At 58.1% G+C, this 18,036-nt stretch carries 16 protein-coding genes; 5 read left to right on the forward strand and 11 right to left on the reverse strand.

Annotation, left to right across the window (positions count from 1 at the left end):
• Nucleotides 1-103: 103 nt before the first annotated feature.
• Nucleotides 104-910: a DMT family transporter gene (locus tag ABTV29_RS15945; protein ID WP_433765328.1), complete on the reverse strand. Its 807-nt coding sequence runs from the start codon at nt 908-910 to the stop codon at nt 104-106.
• 208 nt (nt 911-1,118) lie between these two features.
• On the opposite strand from ABTV29_RS15945, the gene ABTV29_RS15950 reads away from it, so the two are divergent.
• The 3 genes from ABTV29_RS15950 (at nt 1,119) to ABTV29_RS15960 (ending at nt 4,532) form a co-directional block, all read left to right on the forward strand.
• On the forward strand, nt 1,119-2,396 hold the full coding sequence (locus tag ABTV29_RS15950; RefSeq protein WP_433765329.1) for a flavohemoglobin expression-modulating QEGLA motif protein: 1,278 nt from the start codon (nt 1,119-1,121) through the stop codon (nt 2,394-2,396).
• Nucleotides 2,397-2,499: 103 nt separating this feature from the next.
• Nucleotides 2,500-3,282, forward strand: a complete 783-nt coding sequence (locus ABTV29_RS15955) for a substrate-binding periplasmic protein (protein WP_433765331.1) — start codon at nt 2,500-2,502, stop codon at nt 3,280-3,282.
• A 215-nt stretch (nt 3,283-3,497) separates the two neighbouring features.
• Entirely contained in the window at nt 3,498-4,532 is a 1,035-nt protein-coding gene (locus ABTV29_RS15960) for a sensor domain-containing diguanylate cyclase (RefSeq protein ID WP_433765332.1), read from the forward strand.
• A gap of 63 nt (nt 4,533-4,595) precedes the next feature.
• Here the strand turns inward: ABTV29_RS15960 and ABTV29_RS15965 are convergent, their stop codons facing one another.
• Nucleotides 4,596-5,468 (reverse strand): DNA/RNA non-specific endonuclease, encoded by an 873-nt coding sequence (locus ABTV29_RS15965; RefSeq protein WP_433765333.1) that lies wholly within the window; start codon nt 5,466-5,468, stop codon nt 4,596-4,598.
• A 93-nt stretch (nt 5,469-5,561) separates the two neighbouring features.
• Here ABTV29_RS15965 and ABTV29_RS15970 point away from each other — a divergent pair, with 93 nt between their 5' ends.
• Nucleotides 5,562-5,948 (forward strand): hypothetical protein, encoded by a 387-nt coding sequence (locus ABTV29_RS15970; RefSeq protein ID WP_433765335.1) that lies wholly within the window; start codon nt 5,562-5,564, stop codon nt 5,946-5,948.
• 267 nt (nt 5,949-6,215) lie between these two features.
• Here the strand turns inward: ABTV29_RS15970 and ABTV29_RS15975 are convergent, their stop codons facing one another.
• The 5 genes from ABTV29_RS15975 to gabP form a co-directional block, all read right to left on the reverse strand.
• Nucleotides 6,216-7,142 carry a 2-hydroxyacid dehydrogenase gene (locus ABTV29_RS15975; protein WP_433765337.1) on the reverse strand — a complete coding sequence of 309 codons (927 nt, stop codon included), beginning with the start codon at nt 7,140-7,142 and terminating at the stop codon, nt 6,216-6,218.
• A 25-nt stretch (nt 7,143-7,167) separates the two neighbouring features.
• Nucleotides 7,168-7,971, reverse strand: coding sequence for a helix-turn-helix domain-containing protein (locus ABTV29_RS15980; protein ID WP_433765339.1), 804 nt, complete (start codon nt 7,969-7,971; stop codon nt 7,168-7,170).
• Nucleotides 7,972-8,110: 139 nt separating this feature from the next.
• Complete coding sequence (gene eutH, locus ABTV29_RS15985; RefSeq protein WP_433765340.1) at nt 8,111-9,343, reverse strand: ethanolamine utilization protein EutH; 1,233 nt, start codon at nt 9,341-9,343, stop codon at nt 8,111-8,113.
• An 82-nt stretch (nt 9,344-9,425) separates the two neighbouring features.
• The gene (locus ABTV29_RS15990) at nt 9,426-10,190 is read right to left on the reverse strand and encodes an SDR family NAD(P)-dependent oxidoreductase (protein ID WP_433765341.1); all 765 of its coding nucleotides are present in this window, start codon (nt 10,188-10,190) and stop codon (nt 9,426-9,428) included.
• A 188-nt stretch (nt 10,191-10,378) separates the two neighbouring features.
• Entirely contained in the window at nt 10,379-11,788 is a 1,410-nt protein-coding gene (gabP, locus tag ABTV29_RS15995) for a GABA permease (RefSeq protein WP_433765343.1), read from the reverse strand.
• Nucleotides 11,789-12,190: 402 nt separating this feature from the next.
• On the opposite strand from gabP, the gene ABTV29_RS16000 reads away from it, so the two are divergent.
• A complete protein-coding gene (locus tag ABTV29_RS16000; protein WP_433765344.1) occupies nt 12,191-12,799 on the forward strand; it encodes a trimeric intracellular cation channel family protein in 609 nt (202 codons plus the stop codon).
• A 48-nt stretch (nt 12,800-12,847) separates the two neighbouring features.
• On the opposite strand, the gene ABTV29_RS16005 is transcribed toward ABTV29_RS16000, so the two are convergent.
• The 4 genes from ABTV29_RS16005 to ABTV29_RS16020 form a co-directional block, all read right to left on the reverse strand.
• Nucleotides 12,848-13,726, reverse strand: a complete 879-nt coding sequence (locus ABTV29_RS16005; protein ID WP_433765346.1) for a DMT family transporter — start codon at nt 13,724-13,726, stop codon at nt 12,848-12,850.
• A gap of 340 nt (nt 13,727-14,066) precedes the next feature.
• Complete coding sequence (locus ABTV29_RS16010; protein ID WP_433765347.1) at nt 14,067-15,563, reverse strand: aldehyde dehydrogenase; 1,497 nt, start codon at nt 15,561-15,563, stop codon at nt 14,067-14,069.
• Complete coding sequence (locus ABTV29_RS16015; RefSeq protein ID WP_433765349.1) at nt 15,560-16,465, reverse strand: dihydrodipicolinate synthase family protein; 906 nt, start codon at nt 16,463-16,465, stop codon at nt 15,560-15,562. The genes ABTV29_RS16010 and ABTV29_RS16015 overlap by 4 nt, the downstream gene beginning before the upstream one ends.
• An 83-nt stretch (nt 16,466-16,548) precedes the next feature.
• Nucleotides 16,549-17,880 (reverse strand): MFS transporter, encoded by a 1,332-nt coding sequence (locus ABTV29_RS16020; protein ID WP_433765351.1) that lies wholly within the window; start codon nt 17,878-17,880, stop codon nt 16,549-16,551.
• Nucleotides 17,881-18,036 lie beyond the last annotated feature (156 nt).

Below are 18,036 nucleotides of genomic sequence, written 5' to 3' on the forward strand. Positions count from 1 at the left end.
TTGAGTAAGGCTAACCGCGCTTCAGATCGGCCAATTGAGGATAGGTACTCCCCCAAGTCCGTGATGGCGCTGTCGTGGTAAAGCGTAGAAGATCGGTGCGCACTTAACGCTTGAACGCATAAATCCCGCCCAGCACCACCAGCAGCGCCCCCACCACCAGCGACGTCTGCAACGTTTCGCCGAACAGGGTCACGCCGAATATCGAGGCAAACAACAACAGCGAGTAGTTGAACGGTTGCAGGGTCACCGCCGCCGCGTACTTCAACGCCTGCAGCAGCAAGAGCTGGGCGATCACCCCGCTGACCGACAGCACCAGCAGCAGCGCCACTTCCACCGGCGACGGCGTCACCCATTGCGTCACGCCGAACAGGGTCGAGGCCAGCGCGCCCCAGAAGGCCATGTAGAGCATGTTGGTGCCGAAGCTGTCGACGGTGCTGATCTTGCGGGTGAGCACGCTGAAGAACGCAAACATCACCGCGCCCGCCAGGGGGATCAGCGATGTCAGGCTGAAGACGCCCATGCCCGGCTTGAGAATGATCAGTGTGCCGGCAAAGCCGATCACGCCGGCCACGCATTGTCGTGAACTGACCGACTCGCGCAGCATGAGGGCGGCCAGCCCCATGGTCAGCAACGGAAAGATGGCGTAGATCGCATGGGTCTCGGCCAGCCCGAGAAAGCGCAGCGCGAGGCCGAAGACCATGATGTCGAACACGGCGATCAGCGACCGGCTCATCTGCAACCAGGGATGGGCGGTTTTCAGGGCATTGCCCAACCCGCCCTTCACGTGCACGAAACACAGGGCGAACAACAGGAAGAACCAGTAGCGCACCATGATCAGTTGCACCACCGGAAGGTCCTTGACCAGGATCTTGGTGATGCCGTCCTGGGCGGCGAACACGAACATTGACATCAGGCACAGCCCAATCCCGATACGCGTGTTCCTGGACCGCGCTGCTTCACTCATCGGCGCTTCATTCACTGGCTGTAACGCTGTGCTCATGATGGATCGCTTCCCTTCTTTAAATGATCGCGCACGACGCCACGCAGTATTGCGCCAGCAACTACGCTATTGCGATGAATCCCTGTTTCTACCGCAAACGCTTCTTCGGGACATGCCCATGAGCGCCGTTTCGATGTCAGAACTCGATGCCGCCCTGCCCCTTCTGGTGCGCAAAATCCGTGTGCTGGAAGCTTTGGCCTGGCCGGATGGCATTGAGGAGACCTTCCTGGACCATTGGCGTCGCGGGCAGACGCGACTGCCCGACATCCAGCTGCAGCCACGAGAGCACAGTGCCGAGATCGCCGCCCTGGAGTCCTTCATTGGCCGTTGCGACAAGGGGCACCCTGCCGGGAAATTCCTCGCCGTGACCGCGCAGAGTTATGCCACGGCCGCTCGCATGCTCGGTGCCATCGGCACACCCGCCTTCACCCAATATTCATCGGCACTCTATCGGCGTCCGGACTTCCCCTACCCACGCCTGAAAGTGAACATGCTCGACGCGGCCCGTTTCTTCCTCAAGACCACCGATGCGCTACTGGGTGGAGCGCGGATTCCGCCAAGCCTTGCCGAGATCCCAGCCGAAGAATTCGCCGCCTGGATGCGCCCGGAACTGGACCGGTTTTTCGGTCCCGGGCAAATTTCGGTGGTGCTTGATCCATCCCTGGCGGCCAAGGCGATTGCCGGGTCGAGCCGCATCCGTTTGCGTTCCAGCGCACTGTTCTCGGAGCTGGACAAGCAGCAACTGCTGCAACACGAGGCCTTCGTGCATGTGGCCACCGCCCAGAACGGCGCGCTGCAACCCAATCTGAAAAGCCTTGCCCTGGGGGCGCCCCGCACCACCCAGACGCAGGAAGGGATCGCCACCCTGGCCGAACTGTTCACCGGCAGCATGGACATCAACCGCTTGCGTCGCCTGGCCCTGCGCGTGCTCGCGGTCCAGCAGGCGCTGGACGGTGCCGATTTCATACAGGTATTCGAAGGATTCCTCGATGCCGGACAGTCAGAAGAGGAGTCCTTCCGTTCAACCCAGCGGATTTTCCGCGGCGCCGACCTGCGTGGCGGTTCGGCGTTTACCAAGGATGCCGCTTACCTGACCGGCCTGCTCGGCGTGCATACCCTGTTGCGTCTCGCGATCCGCGACAACCGGCCGGAATTGGTTGGCCGTCTGTTTGCCGGGCGCCTGCACCTGGGGGATACGGTCCGTCTGGATTCGCTGTTCGAGTCCGGCTGGCTCAGGGGGCCGGTTCATGTGCCTGACTGGGCGAGGGATTTGCGTCGCCTCGCCGCCAACCTGGCGTTCTCGGCCTTCATCACCCAGATCGATCTGCAGGTGCTCGATCTGGAGGCTTTCATGGTTTTCGCAGACAAACATGAAGACGATGCCAGCGCGCCGTAATGGAAGTTTTCCCGTACCGGGCTTTACAACCGATCTCAAGCATTCAGAATGTGCCGAAAGTATCTATCCAGTTAAGGTCGAGTCGACGGTCAATGAAGCCCGCATGTTAAAGAAGACTCACCTGAAAACCTGGCTTACGTCAGCCCTTGTGGCGTGCACACTCCAGCTGCTGGCAGCGAGCGCCAGCGTCGCACAGGAGACGCTGACGATCATGGTGGAAGATGCCGCAGCCCCCTGGTCTAAAAGCGATGGCACCGGTTACGCCAACGACGTGGTCGTCGCCGCCTTCAAGGAGATGGGGGTGCAGGTGCATCTCAGAGTCGTCCCCTATTCCCGCTGCAAGTACATGGTGCTCAACGGCCAGGTCGTCGCCTGCTTCAACATGAGCTGGCAACCGGGGTTCGAGGGCAAGATCCAACTGGCAGCGCGGCCGATCTTCAACGTCAGCAATGATGTCTTCGAACCGGTCAACGCCCCCTTGCCAAAACCTGCGGACGGCAAATGTGCGTTGCCTGCCGGCACCGTCGTGGGCATTACCCGGGATTACGAATACTCGGACCAGGTCATGGCCCTGAAGAATTCAGGGGTGGTCTTCGAGAATTCCCTTTCGGATTCGACAGGCCTGCAAAAACTCGCGGCCCGGCGTTTTCAGGCGGCACTGGTCATGAGCAATGACATCGAGGCCAGGAACCAGAAGGCCAGGCAATCGGGCACGGAAAATACCGTGCGCTTCGCCTTCAATTGCGGCGTGGTGAACTCGACGATAGGTTTCAGCGTCATACACCCGGATGGCCTGCGGGCGCTCAAGCTGTATGACGAAGGCTATCGACGCATCGAGGCTGACGGCGTGCTCAAGGGCATCTATCAGCGCTGGTTCCCCCTGTAATCGTTGACGAACTTCGCGTGGACATCGACCTGCGCTGGATCCCTTGTAGGAGCGAGCCTGCTCGCGATGGACACCAAGACACCGCGGGGTGTCAGGCTGCCAGCGTTATCGTTGACCTCCATCGCGAGCATGCTCGCTCCTACAGGGGGGTGTGGGCTATAAAGTAATACTCCAGCAAGTCGATAATCGATAAATCCCCCAGCTACTGGCGCGCCATGGATCAGATACTTTCCCTTCTCTCCGAGACCATCCCCAAGGCTCAATCCCTTGAGCAACTGACCCGCCCGTTGTTGACGCTGCTCAGCCAGGTCACCGGCATGGAGTCGACCTACCTGACGACCATCGATACCGACGAGGGCGTCCAGCGTGTCGAGTTCGCTCGCAACGTGGGTGACATGGTCATTCCGGAAGGACTGGTGGTGCCTTGGGCCGATACCTTGTGCAAGCGGGCGCTGGACGAGAACCGCATGTATTCGGACAACGTGTCCGAATGCTGGAGCGACTCAGAGGCTGCCGCCGCGCTGGGCATCAAGACCTACGTGAGTGCGCCCATCAAGTCCCAGGCCGGGGAAGTGCTGGGTACGGTCTGTGCGGCCAGCTCCGATCAGGTGCCCCGCTCTTCTCAAGTGGAGCCCCTGTTGAACCTGCTGTCAGGGCTGCTGGGATATTCCCTTGAACGTGAGCGGCTGGTAGAAAAACTCCAGGTCGTCAACGCCGAGCTGACCAGGCTGGCCCTGTCAGATCCCCTCACCGGCCTGTCCAACCGCCGCGCCATTCTCAACGACGCCACACGCCTGTTCGCCCTCGCCCAGCGGGAGAACAAGTTCGTGCTGATCGGCGTCATCGACCTGGATGGCTTCAAGCTCATCAACGATTCCCATGGCCACCTTGCCGGCGACCAGTTCCTCTGCGGCGTCGCCGTCCAGTTGCAGGGTGCCCTCAGGACCAGCGATGTCATCGGGCGTACCGGAGGCGACGAATTCATCGTGATCGCCCTGGGCACGCCATCCGGGCCGGATGACCTGGCAAGAGATATGTCCCATGCCGCCGAGCTGCTGCAGGAGCGCCTGAGCAGCGCGACGATCGGGCGATATGAACTGGGCCATGGCCTGCACGATATCGACTATGCCGGCGCGAGCGTGGGTGTCGTGGCGGTGATGCCTGGCAGCGTGAGCGTGGATGAAGCCACGAAATTGGCGGATCGCGAGATGTACCGGGTGAAACAGCAGCGCAAGGCACAAAGGTCGTAGGAAGATTTTGTAGACGCACCCCAAGCACTGCGTACAGCTTTTGGGGTGCGATTGGTCAAGCCATCAAGTACGCCCTGCGGAACCCGTCACCGGCAGGTTCCCCAGCAGATTCAGCCCTGTCGTCTTCACGAACGTCTCGTAATCCATCGGCTTTTCTATACGGGTTTCCGCGTTGGGAAGCACATAGGCCCACGCACGCTTGGACGATGCGTCGTACACCAGTTTGTACAGGCGAGTCGGCACCCAGACCTTGTTGTCGCCGACCGTGCCGTGGCCCGAGTCGAACAGCGGACCGGTGAACACGTAGACATTGCCCCCGGCGCGCTGGGCAAATTTCCTCACGTCGGATTCGACCTTGCTCCAGATCTTGCGGTTGTTGGTGGGGTCTTGCGGGACCATGTTCGACAGCGCGAAAGACTGAGCCATCGCATTGGGATTCGGCGCATCCGCCGCCGGCGATTGATGGCCACGGTCCACGGCCGGTTTCTGGCTACGGTAGTCGCTCAACTCGGCCCGCCCGCTCTTGGGAATGCGTGGGTCCGGGTAGAACTGGTTGGTGCGCTCCTCTCCCTTGGCATCACGCAACTGGGCGGCATTGAGACGCTCGACCACCACCAGCGGCGTCTTGCTGGTTTGCGAGTACAGCACCGCAAAGTTGTCGGAGCACAGGGCCAGGGGCTTCATGGTCGCCGGCACAGTGGCCATGTTCAGCGGCTTCGACGAAGGGAACAGCTCGGCGCAGCCATCGAACGAGGCCTGTTTCTGCTGGTTGGAATACAGGTCCAGCGCCGCGCTTTGGCTGATCGAGCCCGAGCGCGAGCCTTGTTCCTGGTGCTGGGCGGGTGGCTTGATGAAATCCAGCAGACTGCGGGCTTGCGCCCCGGATGAGAGCAAAACAAGGGCCGACAGCCCAACTGCAATTTTGCGTAGGTGCATGTTTTTTTCTTCGATTTGGATGTGGGGTAAAGGTACGGCGGGGGCCGATTCACAGGGCTGGTGGAAGCGGTCGATGATTACATGGCGGCGGGCATGCCTTTACTGTCCTTGATCAAGATTCCGATTCGGGGCCTGGCGGCTCCGGGCAGCACGACCGCCAGGGGCCATGCGCAATTCATTGACCATCACGAATTGCATAAGTGCTGGATAGTACTGATTTTTTTGTGGATTTTTTGCAGGAGGGAGCTTGCTCACGACGTACCAAGGAAGCCTGTGGATTTTCAGGCAACTTCCGCGCCTTTTTTTGAGCAAAAAAAAGGCCCACTTGCGGGTGGGCCAGAAAATCTTACGCCAAAGGACGCGGGAGCAATGAATGAGTCTGATGGGCAACCAGAACATCAGTATCCGCGTGGGATGCACTTTAACAGCTGTGGAAATTTACAAAAATCATGGTCAGTAATACTGACTATTGAGGAATAAGATGTGCGGACACTCAGCTGGCTATTTCGGAGTCTATTTGGATGTGATACGGGGCTTACTTCCCTTTCTCGCTGATATTGCTGGATTTTTTCACACTCAGTATTTTCTTTTTTTGCCATTACTTCCTGTAAGGGATCACGTTCTCAAGCGCAAAATATAAATAGCCATAGTCCTTTAGTCTGGTCCTGTCGGATAGTGATCGGGATGATTCCCCATGGCGTTTCAACTGAACAGATCAATCTGAAATTACTCGCGAACACCCGGGGACTAATAGCCTTTCGACCGATCAACCACATTCAACAACGGCCTGCCCTCCTTCTCTCTTCGCAGGTTCTCGACGATCACCTCCACCGCCCCTTCAATCTGCACGTCGCTGGCAATATGCGGCGTGATCAGCACCCGAGGATGTGTCCACAAAGGGCTTTGCCTGGAGGGTGGTTCCTGTACCAGCACATCCAGAACCGCAGCGCCCACCTGCCCCTGGTCCAGCGCGGCAAGTAAATCCTCCTCCACCACGTGCGCACCGCGCCCCACATTGACGAGCCCGGCGCCGCGCGGGAGGCAGGCGAGCCTTGTCGCATTGAGGATTCCTGTGGTCTCGGGCGTCAACGGCAGCATGTTGACCAGGATGTCGCATTGCCCAATGAACACTTCGAGTTGCTCAATACCGACGTAACAACGCCCGCCGGGAACCGCCTTCAACGAACGATTCCAGGCGCTGAGTTGAAACCCCAACGGTTGAAGACGATCAAGCGCAGCCCGGCCGAGATTGCCAACGCCCATGACGCCCACCCGCCGCTGTGAAGCGCGCAGGATCGGCCGGGGTTGCCAGCGGCCGGCGCGCTGATCCTGCCGGTACGCGAGAAGATCCCGATGCAAGGCCAGGACAGCCAGCAGCACATACTCGGCCATGATGTCCGCCATCGAACTGTCCACCAGGCGAACCACTGACAGCTGATCCGGCAGCTGGCTTAAATCGAATTGATCGACACCGGCACCAGCCGCGTAAAGGATTCGCAGATTGGGAAACTGCCCGGCAAGGTCGGCCGGTGACTCCCATGCCAGCAGGTACTGCACCTGCGCAGGGTTGCCAACATCCGGCCACAGGCGAAACTCCAGTTCAGGCGCGAGCGAAGACAGACAGTCGCGCCACGCCTGTGCATCGGCCGGGTCTGCCATGTAGAGCATGCACATTGAAAACTCCTCATCCCCGGCCCTGTCAAAGCGGCCCTGTCAGATAGCTGATGAACCGGCGGAACAGCTCGGCATTGGTGGAAATATCGAGCCGCTGGTAGATGTTGTGCTTGTGGACCTTCACCGTCCCTTCCGAGATGTTCAGCACCGCGGCGATCGAGGTATTGCTATGGCCCTGCAAGATCAGTTTCGCGATGTAGCGCTGTGTCTCCGTCAGTTGCCCCTGGAGGATGTGCACGAACGCATCCTCGGATCTCGCGTCGGTGCATTCGGCGTCTTTATAGAATTCGCTGTGTTTCAGCCGGCAATGCAGCTCCAGCAAAGAACCGATCACCGGAGCCAGGGTTTCCAGCGCCTTCATTTCACTCGCCAGAAAAGCACCGTTCTTCAGGTTCCTCATCAGCGAGAAAACGATGGCAATGCGCGGCCGTACCGGAATGATGAAACCGATCTCCTCTACCTGCGCGCCGTGCTCGGAAGACACGCAGGGATGCAGATCCCGTGAAAGGGCAAACCCCGAAGAAAAGAAGCTGTCCGGCGCCAGATCGCTCATCCGCCAGACGCCGGCGGGATGATTATTGATGCAGGCGACGTAGAACGGGTCGAGCAGATAGCCGCCGCGGATATAGGCATTCAGGGTCTTTTCCGGCACCGACTTGTTGTAGCCGTTGTGAATCAGAATCGGGGCGTGGTTGAAGCGGAACAGATATCCGCAGCTCATATCGAACCCCGACAGGCCTCTCAGCGCCGAATCCATGGCCGCGCCAAGTTGATCCGTCCCCACGGCATTGATCAGGGTTGCCAGCATTTTCGCGTCACAGGCTTTCATATCGCACGCTTCTTAAAAGTGGAGCACTACAAAATGCGCCGTGGACCTGTAGGAGCTGCCGCAGGCTGCGATCTTTTGATCTTGAAAATCAAAAGATCGCAGCCTCGTTGCACTCGACAGCTCCTACAAAGACCGTGTTTCAGGTCAATTCAGGGGCGGCGTCAGTTTCGCAGACTGCCGTTTCCTTCTCGCCCAGTTCAAGCGCCTTGGGCACCGCAAGCCAATACGCCAGCATCATGCCGATCAGGCCGCCACTCAGTTTTCCGATGATCAGCGGAAGAATCAGCGAAGGCTGGAAGTTGGCGGAGTACGCAAGGTGGTCGCCGAAGGTGAACGCGGCACAGACGGAAAAGGCAATCACCAGCACCTTGTCCTTGGGCGGCATGTCGGCAACCAGTCGGAACATCGCCAGGATGTTTGCCGAAGCCGCGAGCAGGCCCGCCGCCCCTTCAGGAGAAAGCCCCACCACGGCGGCGACTTTCTCTATCGGTCGGGACAGGAAGCGCTTGATCAGATAGACCATTGGGAAGGCACCGCAGAGCATGATGCCGACATAACCTGCGATTTCCAGCGCGCGGAATTGATCCTCCTTGTCGGCAATGATCGGCGCGAATCCCCAGGTGCCGAACACCGAGCTGAAAAACGACGTGAAGTACTCGACGATCGAGGCCACCATGACCAGCGTCACGAGGCCGTAGACCACCTGCCCCAGGCGCAGAAACAGGCGCACCATCAGGTTGGGGAAGTAGCGCAACGCCGCTGCCAGCGCACCACAGAACAGAATCAACGGCATCAGGTTGCGAATCAGCATCCCGAGGTCGAAGTGCAGCGCCTGGGTCGCGGCACCTGCGGTGGCGATGTCCGGCCTTACACCCAATCCAAGAAACTGCATGCCCATCGCGATCAGGATGATGCTGACCGGAATGCTCAACAGGCCCGCCATGATGCCCAGCGCCATGTACTTGTGATCGGCCTTGCTGAGCATGGCCAGGCCCACGGGGATGACGAAAATCACAGTGGAGCCGGACTGGAAACCGGTAATCAGCCCCAGAATCCAGCCCTCGGGGCTTTGCGACAACGCATGCGCCAATTGATAGCCGCCCAGATCCGAAGCGATGAAGATCGGTCCGGCAATCCCGGCGTCAGAGCCCATGGCGAGAAACATCGGCGCCAGCACCTGACTGATGAAACTGGAAATGAAGGGGATGGCGGCCATGATCCCGGCCACGGGCAGGAAGATCGGGCCAATGCTGTGAATGCCGGCGTTGAACTCCCTGGCGAGTTCGGATTCGGCGTTGACTATCGAGGCGATACCGCCGATGACGGCGCACACCATGATGATGTAAATGACATAAGTACCTATATGTTCCATCGCTGCCTCTGCTATTTAAGAGTTTTTTGTTTGGCAGAATTCAATTGCAGACAGGGTTGTGACTGGCGCTTGGCGCTCGAAATTAGAGTGCGGTGTATCCGTTATCGACAAACAGATGGGTGCCGTTGACGAAGCTCGATTCATCGCTGGCCAGGAACAGGGCGGCCGATGCCACTTCTGCCGGCTCACACAGCCGACCCTGCATCGCACCGATGGCTTCTTCGGAAGCGTCCACGCCAAACCGGCGAAGCAGATCCAGCTCGCGCTGGCCGTGGGCCGTACTGATGAAGCCGGGGCAGATTGCATTGCTGCGAATGTTGCGATCGCGGTACTCGACCGAAATGGCCCGCGAAAACATGTGACAAGCGCCCTTGGTGGTGCAGTACAAGACTTCCATCGGGGTGCCGACCACACCGGAAATGGAAGAGGTGCAAATGATGCTGCCGCCACCCGCTTCGATCATTCCCGGCAGGACAGCCTTGGTGACCAGGAACATGCTCTTGACGTTGATGCTCATCAGGCGGTCCCAGTCCGCTTCCTCGGTTTCCAGGAAAGGCCCGGCGGCAATCGTCCCGGCGTGGTTCATCAGCACGGTAATCGCACCGAAACGCTCTTCGGCGTGGCGCACGGCGCGATTGACCTGATCGGCCACCGACACATCGGCCGGCAGGAAACAGGCAACGCCCCCGGACGCGTTGATCTGCGCAGCGACTGCTTCGCCCTGGCTGGTTGGAAGATCCAGAATCGCGACCTTTGCGCCCTCCTTGGCAAACAACTGCGACACGGCCAGGCCACAGCCACCTGCGCCACCACTGATCAACGCCACTTTGCCTTCCAGTCGACCCATTTTTATTGTCCTCAAGTGATATCCCGGATGCGGGTTTGCGATTTCAAGCTAAGGGCCGGTCAATGGGGTGTCCATATACCAAGCGATATATGCGCATCCATCTCTTTGTTTTTATTGATAAAAGACATCGAGCGGCGACGACTTTCCAGCCGTCGCCGCCCGATCGGGCAGGCGCTATCGCCAGTGAATCAAGGCTTTACCGAAGCAGATGCATAAGTTGTTTTGCGGGCGTGGCGACGGGTATTCATCAACCCCAGTGCCACGATCACGATGGTCAAGGCACCGGTAGACAGCACCTCGCTTCGGTGTGCGGGCATCGCGACCATCACGCCCAATGCAAAGACGATAAAAGCGATGACCAGCCAGGTCAGCCATGGGAACAGCCACATCTTGAATTCGATTCTGGCGTGAGTCCGGTCCAGCTGCGCGCGCATACGCAATTGCGAGAACGCGATGACCAGATACACCAGCAAGGCAATGGCGCCGGAGCTGGCCAGCAGGAACGCGAACACTTGCGACGGCGCGAAAAAATTCAGTGCTGTAGTGCCAATACCGATCACCGTACTGGCAATCACCGCACCGCGAGGAACGCCGGCTGCGGAGGTGCGTTGCAGAAAGCCAGGGGCTTCACCGCGTTTGCTCAGCGAGTAAACCATGCGTGAAGAAATGTAGATGGCGGAGTTCAGGCAGCTCGCCACCGCGAACAGCACGACGATATCGACGATGGTTTTCGCATAGGGCACGTGCATGATTTCCAACGCGCGCTGATACGAGCCCTGCACCGGCAGCAACGGGTCATTCCACGCCACCACGGAGATGATCACGAAGATCGAGAGCAGGTAGAAAATGCAGATCCGCCAGATCACCGACTTGGTCGCCCTGGCGATGTTTTTCGCCGGATCCTTCGATTCTGCCGCTGCAATGGTCACCGCTTCCGTGCCGACGAAACTGAACATGGTGGTCAGCAACGCGCCGATGATGGCTTCCCAGCCATTGGGCATGAAGCCGCCGAACTCGGTCACAAGACGGCTGACGCCGCTGACCTCCCGACCGGGTAGAAGCCCGGCGATCGCACAGGCGCCGAGGGCGATGAAGGAGACGATCGCCACCACCTTGACCATGGCGAACCAGAACTCGAATTCGCCGTATTTGGCCACGCTGAACAGGTTGGTAGCGGTCAGCAAAGCCGTGATGCCGACGGCGAACATCCATGTTTCGACCTGCGGCACCCAGCTGTTGAGCACGACGCCGGCGGCAATGGCCTCCAGCGGGATCACCAGCACCCAGAACCACCAGTACAACCAGCCAATGGTGAAGCCGGCCCAGGGCCCGATTGCGCGGTCGGCGTAGGTGGAAAACGACCCGGTGTCGGGACTGGCAACGGCCATCTCACCGAGCATGCGCATGACCAGTACCACCAACAAACCGGCCAGGGCGTAGGCGACAATCGCGGACGGCCCGGCGGCGGCGATGGCGTGACCTGAACCAATGAAAAGCCCGGCGCCGATAATGCCGGCGATGGACAGCATGGTGACGTGCCGCTGTTTGAATCCGGCCGCCAGATTATCTTCAGTCGACAATGTTCTGTTGTTTGACATTAGTGAGCCCTTGTTATTTTTTTGAAGGCGAGCTGCCACAATTCAGCGCTCCGCAAGTTTCTGTGCAGAGTCAACCTGAAGTTAAGAACAGCGAATTTCTAATGCAGTGGAGCGTCAGGAACAGATGGGGAAGACGGAGATTGAGGGACGTGCGGGTTTATAGTCATGCATAACTCACCTCTTGTGTTTTTTTAGAATTATCACTGTGCAAATCCTTATGACGGCCACGATGCTACGGTTTGCCTTACGGTGCCGAGACGACCCTGTGCGACCTCGACTTAGCTGTTTGCGACACCGTGGCGCGCCCGCTTATTTATTAAAAAGATCTATATTCAATGGTTGATTTAATAAAGACGTTTCGCGAAAGTTAAGCAGTCAAGTCACCTGAAAAAGGAATAAGAGATGCTTTACTTTCAGGAAATGTTGGGCATAGCGGTATTTTCCATTACAGGTGTGTTGGCTATTAAAAAAGCCGATGTTGATTTATTTGGTGCCGTGGTGCTCGGAATCATCACCGCCATCGGCGGCGGCACGTTAAGAGATCTGTTGCTGGATCTGCCGATGTTCTGGATTGCCGACTTCAACTACATCTGGGTGGCCCTGTTCGCGGCTCTGTTGGCATTCTTTCTGACCCAGCGGTTGCAGCAACGTTACCGCCTGCTGCTCTATCTTGATGGTTTGGCCGCCGCTTTGTTCGGATTGGCGGCTACCGAGAAAGTGCTGACGCTACACCAGTCAGCGCCACTGGCAGTCATGATGGGTGTGTTGACCAGCATTGGCGGCGGGATAGCACGTGATGTCCTGGCGGGAAGGGTTTCACTGCTGATGTCGCGGGAGATATACGCAACGCCCATATTGCTGGGCTGTACCCTTTATGTACTGTTGCGCGATCTGTTGCCATCGATATGGCTCGCCGGCTGTGTTGGCCTGGTGTTCACCTTTGGACTCAGGTTTCTTGCCATTTACAGGCACCTTCAGATGCCGGCGATCTTCTCTACCAAACAAGGCTGAGGGCGGCCTCTAGAGGAAGAGCCTCTCCCTTGGAGAGGCTCCCTGGATTTACTCCGCGACAGCCTTGCCCGGTCCCGAGTGTCCCTGGGGAGAAAACACAATTGCCAGGACAATAATGCTTGCACCCGCCAGCATCCGATAAGACGGCGCTTCGTTGAACAGCCACCACGCACAGGCAATCGCATAGATAGGTTCCAGCGAAATGATCATGCCTGCGCTTCGAGCATTCATCCCCTCAAGGCTTTTGACGAACAGATACTGGGAAAGGCCCGTGCAGAAGATGCCCAGCAGCGCCAGATTGAGCCAGTCAACGGCAGCAAGTTCGACCAGGCTGAAGGCGGAGAATGGAATCATCACCACGGCGACCGTGGTGTTTTGCCAGAACGCAATTTGCACTGCATCCACACCTTGCGCGGCCCTGCGGTTGGCGATGGCCAGCAAGGCGAAGGAAAGACCGGATCCCAATCCCCAAAGAAGCCCCAGCGTGCCATGGTTTCCGAGTCCGAATGAAGGCGTCACCAGGACCAGGCCCGCTGTCACCAGGATCAATAGAACCGACTCTGAAAAGCGCATGCGATCACGGAAGATTGCGACGTCCAACAAGGCAATGAATGCCGGGAAGCTGGCAAACCCCAGGGTTGCTACGGCGACCCCGCCAACTTTTATCGCAATGAAGAAAGTGATCCAGTGAGAGGTCAGCAACAGTCCGGAAATCAGGAAGAATCCAATTCTGGATCTGTTCAACTCTCGAAATATCGGTCGACGTTGAACGAGCGCAAAGATAAACAGTGCAACCATTGCAAATGCAGCTCTTCCGAAGGTAATCACACTGGCATTTGCGTGGATCAATGCACCGAAAATCCCGGTAAGTCCGAACAGTATTGCGGTGATATGGGCAGAGGTTAAGGCAGTACGATGTGTCGTCATTGATTGAAGTTCGAGAATATAGTGTTAATCCGCAGCTATTCTCATGGTTGGGAGTTTCTTGTTATTCAGCCTTGTTTCATCGCGCTGTTATCTCCTCTAGCCATCAGGGACTAGCCGTATGTTCAGGCGCGTGAAAACGCACTGTGTACGGAGCAATAGCATCTACCTGATCCCGTCGAGCTTTTATATTTATGATTGCAAAAGACAGAGCTGGTTTATTGTTTTTGCCATTTTCATGCAACTTGCATAACGCTGATTCATCACTTGCAGATGCGGCACTCATCCCGGCATTCGTGGTATCCGGGATGAGTGCGCAAACGGCTTTCAAGCGCTCAGCGGATTACCGCTCGGAGACGTCGATCCAGATCGTCTTGATTTCGGTGTACTGATCGTGAGCCCAGATCGACTTGTCGCGCCCGCCGAAACCGGACTCCTTGTATCCACCAAACGGCGTGGACGCATCACCTTCGCCGAAGCAGTTCACCGTCACGATACCTGCGCGAATTTCGCGCGAGAGCTTGATGGCGTGACGCAGATTGTCGGTGTAGACCGATGCTGCCAGGCCATACACCGAGTCATTGGCCAACGCGATGGCCTCGTCGATGGTGGTGAAGGTCGTCACCGCAAGCACCGGACCGAAAATCTCTTCCTGGAACAGTCGGCTATTGGCCCCTGCTCCATCGACAACGGTTGGCTCGACGAAGATATCGCTCTCGGTGTTGCCACCATAAACAACGTCCAGTTTCTCGACCGCGGCCAACTCCAGGTAAGAGCGAACTTTCTCGAAGTGCGCCTTGCTGACCATGGCACCAAGGCGATTGTCCGGATCCAGCGGATTGCCCATTTTCCATTCGCGCATTTGAACCCCGATGCGCTTGAGCAACTCGTCCTTGATGTCGGCATGTACGATCAGGCGCGAGGAGGCCGAGCAGTTCTCGCCCATGTTCCAGAACGCGCCATTGACGATGTGGCCGGCGACCAGATCCAGGTCCTCCACGTCCTTCATCACCACGGCCGGGTTCTTGCCGCCACACTCCAGCACAATGCGCTTGAGGTTCGAATCCGCAGCGTAATTGAGGAACTTGCGCCCGGTGGCGGTGGAGCCGGTAAAGCTGACCATGGACACGTCCATGTGCCGGCCAAGCGGCTCCCCTACTTCACCGCCGCCGCCAGACAGCACGTTGAAGACACCAGCCGGCACGCCGGCTTCATGGGCCAGTTCGGCGACGCGCAGCGCCGTCAGGGTGGTTTCCTTGGCCGGCTTGACGATGATCGAGCAACCGGCTGCCAGGGACGGGCCGATTTTCCACGCCAGCATCAGCAGCGGGAAGTTCCAGGGCAGGACCAGCCCCACCACCCCGATCGCTTCGCGCACCACCAGCGACAATGCGCCGGAACCGACAGGTGCGGTGTTGTCGTAGATTTTGTCGATCAGTTCGGCATGCCAACGGATCATGTGAATGGTTTCCGGAACGTCTGTGAGCTGGCACTCGCGCACGGGTTTTCCGCTATCCAGGCTTTCCAGGACCGAAAGCTCGTGGGAGTTCTGCTCCAGCAGATCGGCAAAGCGCAACAACACCTTCTTGCGCTCGCCCGGGCTCAGCTTGTGCCAGCGACCATCTTCGAAGGCCTCCTTGGCCTTGGCTACCGCATAGTCGACGTCCTTGGCGTTGCAGGCGGTAATCTCGGCCAGCACCTCGTTGGTTGCCGGATTCGTCGTGGTAAAGGTTTTGCCCGATACCGAGGTGTAGGCCTCACCGTTGACGAACGACTGAGTCGGGAACTTCAGCTCCCGGGCAATTGCGCTATATTGCGCCGCGCTGAGAAGGCCAGTCATTTTGCGCTCCCGGTCACCTGGGCGACCTCACGTTTCAGAGTGGTGATGATTTCCGCCAAGGCCTGTTTTTCATGCTCGTACATCGGTTGCAGCGGCGCACGCACACCACCGGTGCGCAGGCCACTGAGCTCGCAACCAACCTTGATCGACTGGACGAATTTCCCGCTTTCCAGGAAGTCCATCAGCGGCATGAAGGCGCTCATGATCTTGCGGCCCTTGTCGAAGTCTCTTTCCACGACGCAAGCCTCGTACAGCGCAACGTGCTCGCGTGGAATGAAGTTGGAGCCGGCGCAAACCCAGCTGCGCGCACCCCAGGCGAAGAATTCCAGCGCCTGGTCATCCCAGCCGCAGGACAGGCTGATGTTCGGGTATTCCCGCGCCAGTCGATGGACCTGCGCCATGTCGCCCGAGCTTTCCTTGATGGCCACGATGTTCTTGCACTCGGAAACGGCCGCGAAATACTCCGGCCCCATGCTGACGCCCATGCGCGCCGGGTAGTTGTAGAGCATGATCGGCAGGCCGGCGGCGCGATCAACCGTCAGCGCGTGCAGGGCGTTTTCCTTTTCGGTCGGCAGTGCGTATGGCGGGGAGCCCACCAGGATCGCATCAGCCTTGATCTCGCGGGCAGCCTTGGCGAATTCGACGGAATCTTCAGTGCGGATTGCACCGGTGCCGATCACCAGTGGCAGGCGTGCGCCAATCACATCCTTGGCCTGGGTGGCGAGTTCGATGCGCTCTTGAGAGGTATGGGCGTAGTACTCGCCAGTCGAACCGCCAATGATGATGCCGTGCACTTTCGACTCGATCAGGTGCTCCAGCACTTCGGAGAAAGCTGCCTTGTCGATTTCACCGCTGGCCGTCAGAGGAGTGATTGCCGGGGTATAGATGCCTTCGAATTTCATGATTGTCTTTCTCCATTACCAAGGGATGTTTTTTCAATCTGGCGTCTTGCGCCATTTATCAGGGACAACTTTTCGAGTACGGCTCAACTGCTCAGCGCCGCAGCATCGCGCAAGCTCAAGGAACGTGTTTCAGGTGCCATGGCCAAGGCCGCCATCAGGCCAATCAACGTGACCACTGCGGCCACGTACATGGTGTTGGCGATACCCAGTGTCTGCAGGGAAACGGGTACCAGATAGGTGCCGACAGCCGCCCCCACACGGGAAAGCGAAGTACCGATGCCCACGGCAAATGCGCGAATTTCCGTAGGGAACAACTCGTTCGGATAAACCAGCTGCAGCACTTGCGCACCACCGATGAAGACCGCGTAGGCACCGAACAGGACGAGCACAAGCACTTCATTGCTGTGGGAAAACGCCGCCAGTCCCAATAGCGCCAGGCCAGACCACAGGAAGCTGTGGATCAGCATGCTGCGCCGGCCGATCGTATTGATCAGCCTTGTGGCGAGCACACAGCCGACAACAAACAGCAAGGTGATGATCATGGAGCCGTATGAAGCCCACTCACCTTTCAGATTCAGCGCCAGCAGCACTTTGGGAGCGAACGCATAAACCGCGAAGACAGGAATGATCGAGCATGACCAAAAGATCGAAACGAAGAACAGGCGCTTGCCATATCCGGAGTGCAGCAAGTCCCGGAATGACATTTTCTTCTCGTCCGGCTCTTCCGGCAGGTCACGCAGCGAATAGTGTTGGCCGTATACACGCTTGATCACCCCTTCCGCATCAGCCACGCGGCCTTTGCTCAGGAGCCAGCGAGCGGATTCAGGCGTGCCGATTCGCAGCAGGAACAGCACCAGGCCGATGACGGCGGCGCTCGCCAGTGCATAACGCCAGGCGTCATCACCGCCCACATTCATGATCGAGGTGCCGACGATATAGGCGAATGCCGCTCCGGCGAACCACAGGATGGTCAGCGCCGCCAGCCTTGGGCCGCGTTGTTTTTTTGGCAGGAACTCGACCAGCAATGAAGTGGCCACGGGGTATTCGATACCCACCGCCAGGCCGATGATGAACCTGAGAACGAACAGTGCTGGCGCCGACTCGACCCAGAACTGCCCCAGCGAACACAGGATGAACAGCGTAGGCCCGACGAAATAGACCTTTTTGCGACCCAGCCTGTCAGTCAACCAGCCACCGATGAAACCACCAAAGAACACGCCCATCAGTGCCGAGGCGGCGATCATCCCTTGCCAGAACTCCGACAAGTTCAAAGCAGAAGTAATTTGCATCATCGCGATACCGATAATGCTCAATACATAACCGTCGACAAATGATCCGCCCGCAGAACGGACCGTCAGCATACGGTGAAAGTTATTCAGCGGAACATCTTCAATACAGGTGTTAGGACTTGTCATTATTGTCTCCTGTTTCTTCGCTTCGGCAATTCAAGGGTGCAAGTGCAAACCCAAAATCCGGGCGAGCTAAAGCGGTCTCGATAACAAACAATCTGCCTTGATTAACTAACCAGGAATCAGAAGTTTGAAGTCGATGAATCAGCGTTTAACTGGCTT

The organism is Pseudomonas putida (genome assembly GCF_050989985.1).
Lineage (GTDB): Bacteria > Pseudomonadota > Gammaproteobacteria > Pseudomonadales > Pseudomonadaceae > Aquipseudomonas > Aquipseudomonas putida_AI.

Coding starts and splice junctions, on each gene's coding strand:
- ABTV29_RS15945 (WP_433765328.1), bottom strand. CDS start 910: ATGTCAATGTTCGTGTTCGCCGCCCAGGACGGCATCACCAAGATCCTG.
- ABTV29_RS15950 (WP_433765329.1), top strand. CDS start 1,119: ATGAGCGCCGTTTCGATGTCAGAACTCGATGCCGCCCTGCCCCTTCTG.
- ABTV29_RS15955 (WP_433765331.1), top strand. CDS start 2,500: ATGTTAAAGAAGACTCACCTGAAAACCTGGCTTACGTCAGCCCTTGTG.
- ABTV29_RS15960 (WP_433765332.1), top strand. CDS start 3,498: ATGGATCAGATACTTTCCCTTCTCTCCGAGACCATCCCCAAGGCTCAA.
- ABTV29_RS15965 (WP_433765333.1), bottom strand. CDS start 5,468: ATGCACCTACGCAAAATTGCAGTTGGGCTGTCGGCCCTTGTTTTGCTC.
- ABTV29_RS15970 (WP_433765335.1), top strand. CDS start 5,562: ATGCCTTTACTGTCCTTGATCAAGATTCCGATTCGGGGCCTGGCGGCT.
- ABTV29_RS15975 (WP_433765337.1), bottom strand. CDS start 7,142: ATGTGCATGCTCTACATGGCAGACCCGGCCGATGCACAGGCGTGGCGC.
- ABTV29_RS15980 (WP_433765339.1), bottom strand. CDS start 7,971: ATGAAAGCCTGTGACGCGAAAATGCTGGCAACCCTGATCAATGCCGTG.
- eutH (WP_433765340.1), bottom strand. CDS start 9,343: ATGGAACATATAGGTACTTATGTCATTTACATCATCATGGTGTGCGCC.
- ABTV29_RS15990 (WP_433765341.1), bottom strand. CDS start 10,190: ATGGGTCGACTGGAAGGCAAAGTGGCGTTGATCAGTGGTGGCGCAGGT.
- gabP (WP_433765343.1), bottom strand. CDS start 11,788: ATGTCAAACAACAGAACATTGTCGACTGAAGATAATCTGGCGGCCGGA.
- ABTV29_RS16000 (WP_433765344.1), top strand. CDS start 12,191: ATGCTTTACTTTCAGGAAATGTTGGGCATAGCGGTATTTTCCATTACA.
- ABTV29_RS16005 (WP_433765346.1), bottom strand. CDS start 13,726: ATGACGACACATCGTACTGCCTTAACCTCTGCCCATATCACCGCAATA.
- ABTV29_RS16010 (WP_433765347.1), bottom strand. CDS start 15,563: ATGACTGGCCTTCTCAGCGCGGCGCAATATAGCGCAATTGCCCGGGAG.
- ABTV29_RS16015 (WP_433765349.1), bottom strand. CDS start 16,465: ATGAAATTCGAAGGCATCTATACCCCGGCAATCACTCCTCTGACGGCC.
- ABTV29_RS16020 (WP_433765351.1), bottom strand. CDS start 17,880: ATGACAAGTCCTAACACCTGTATTGAAGATGTTCCGCTGAATAACTTT.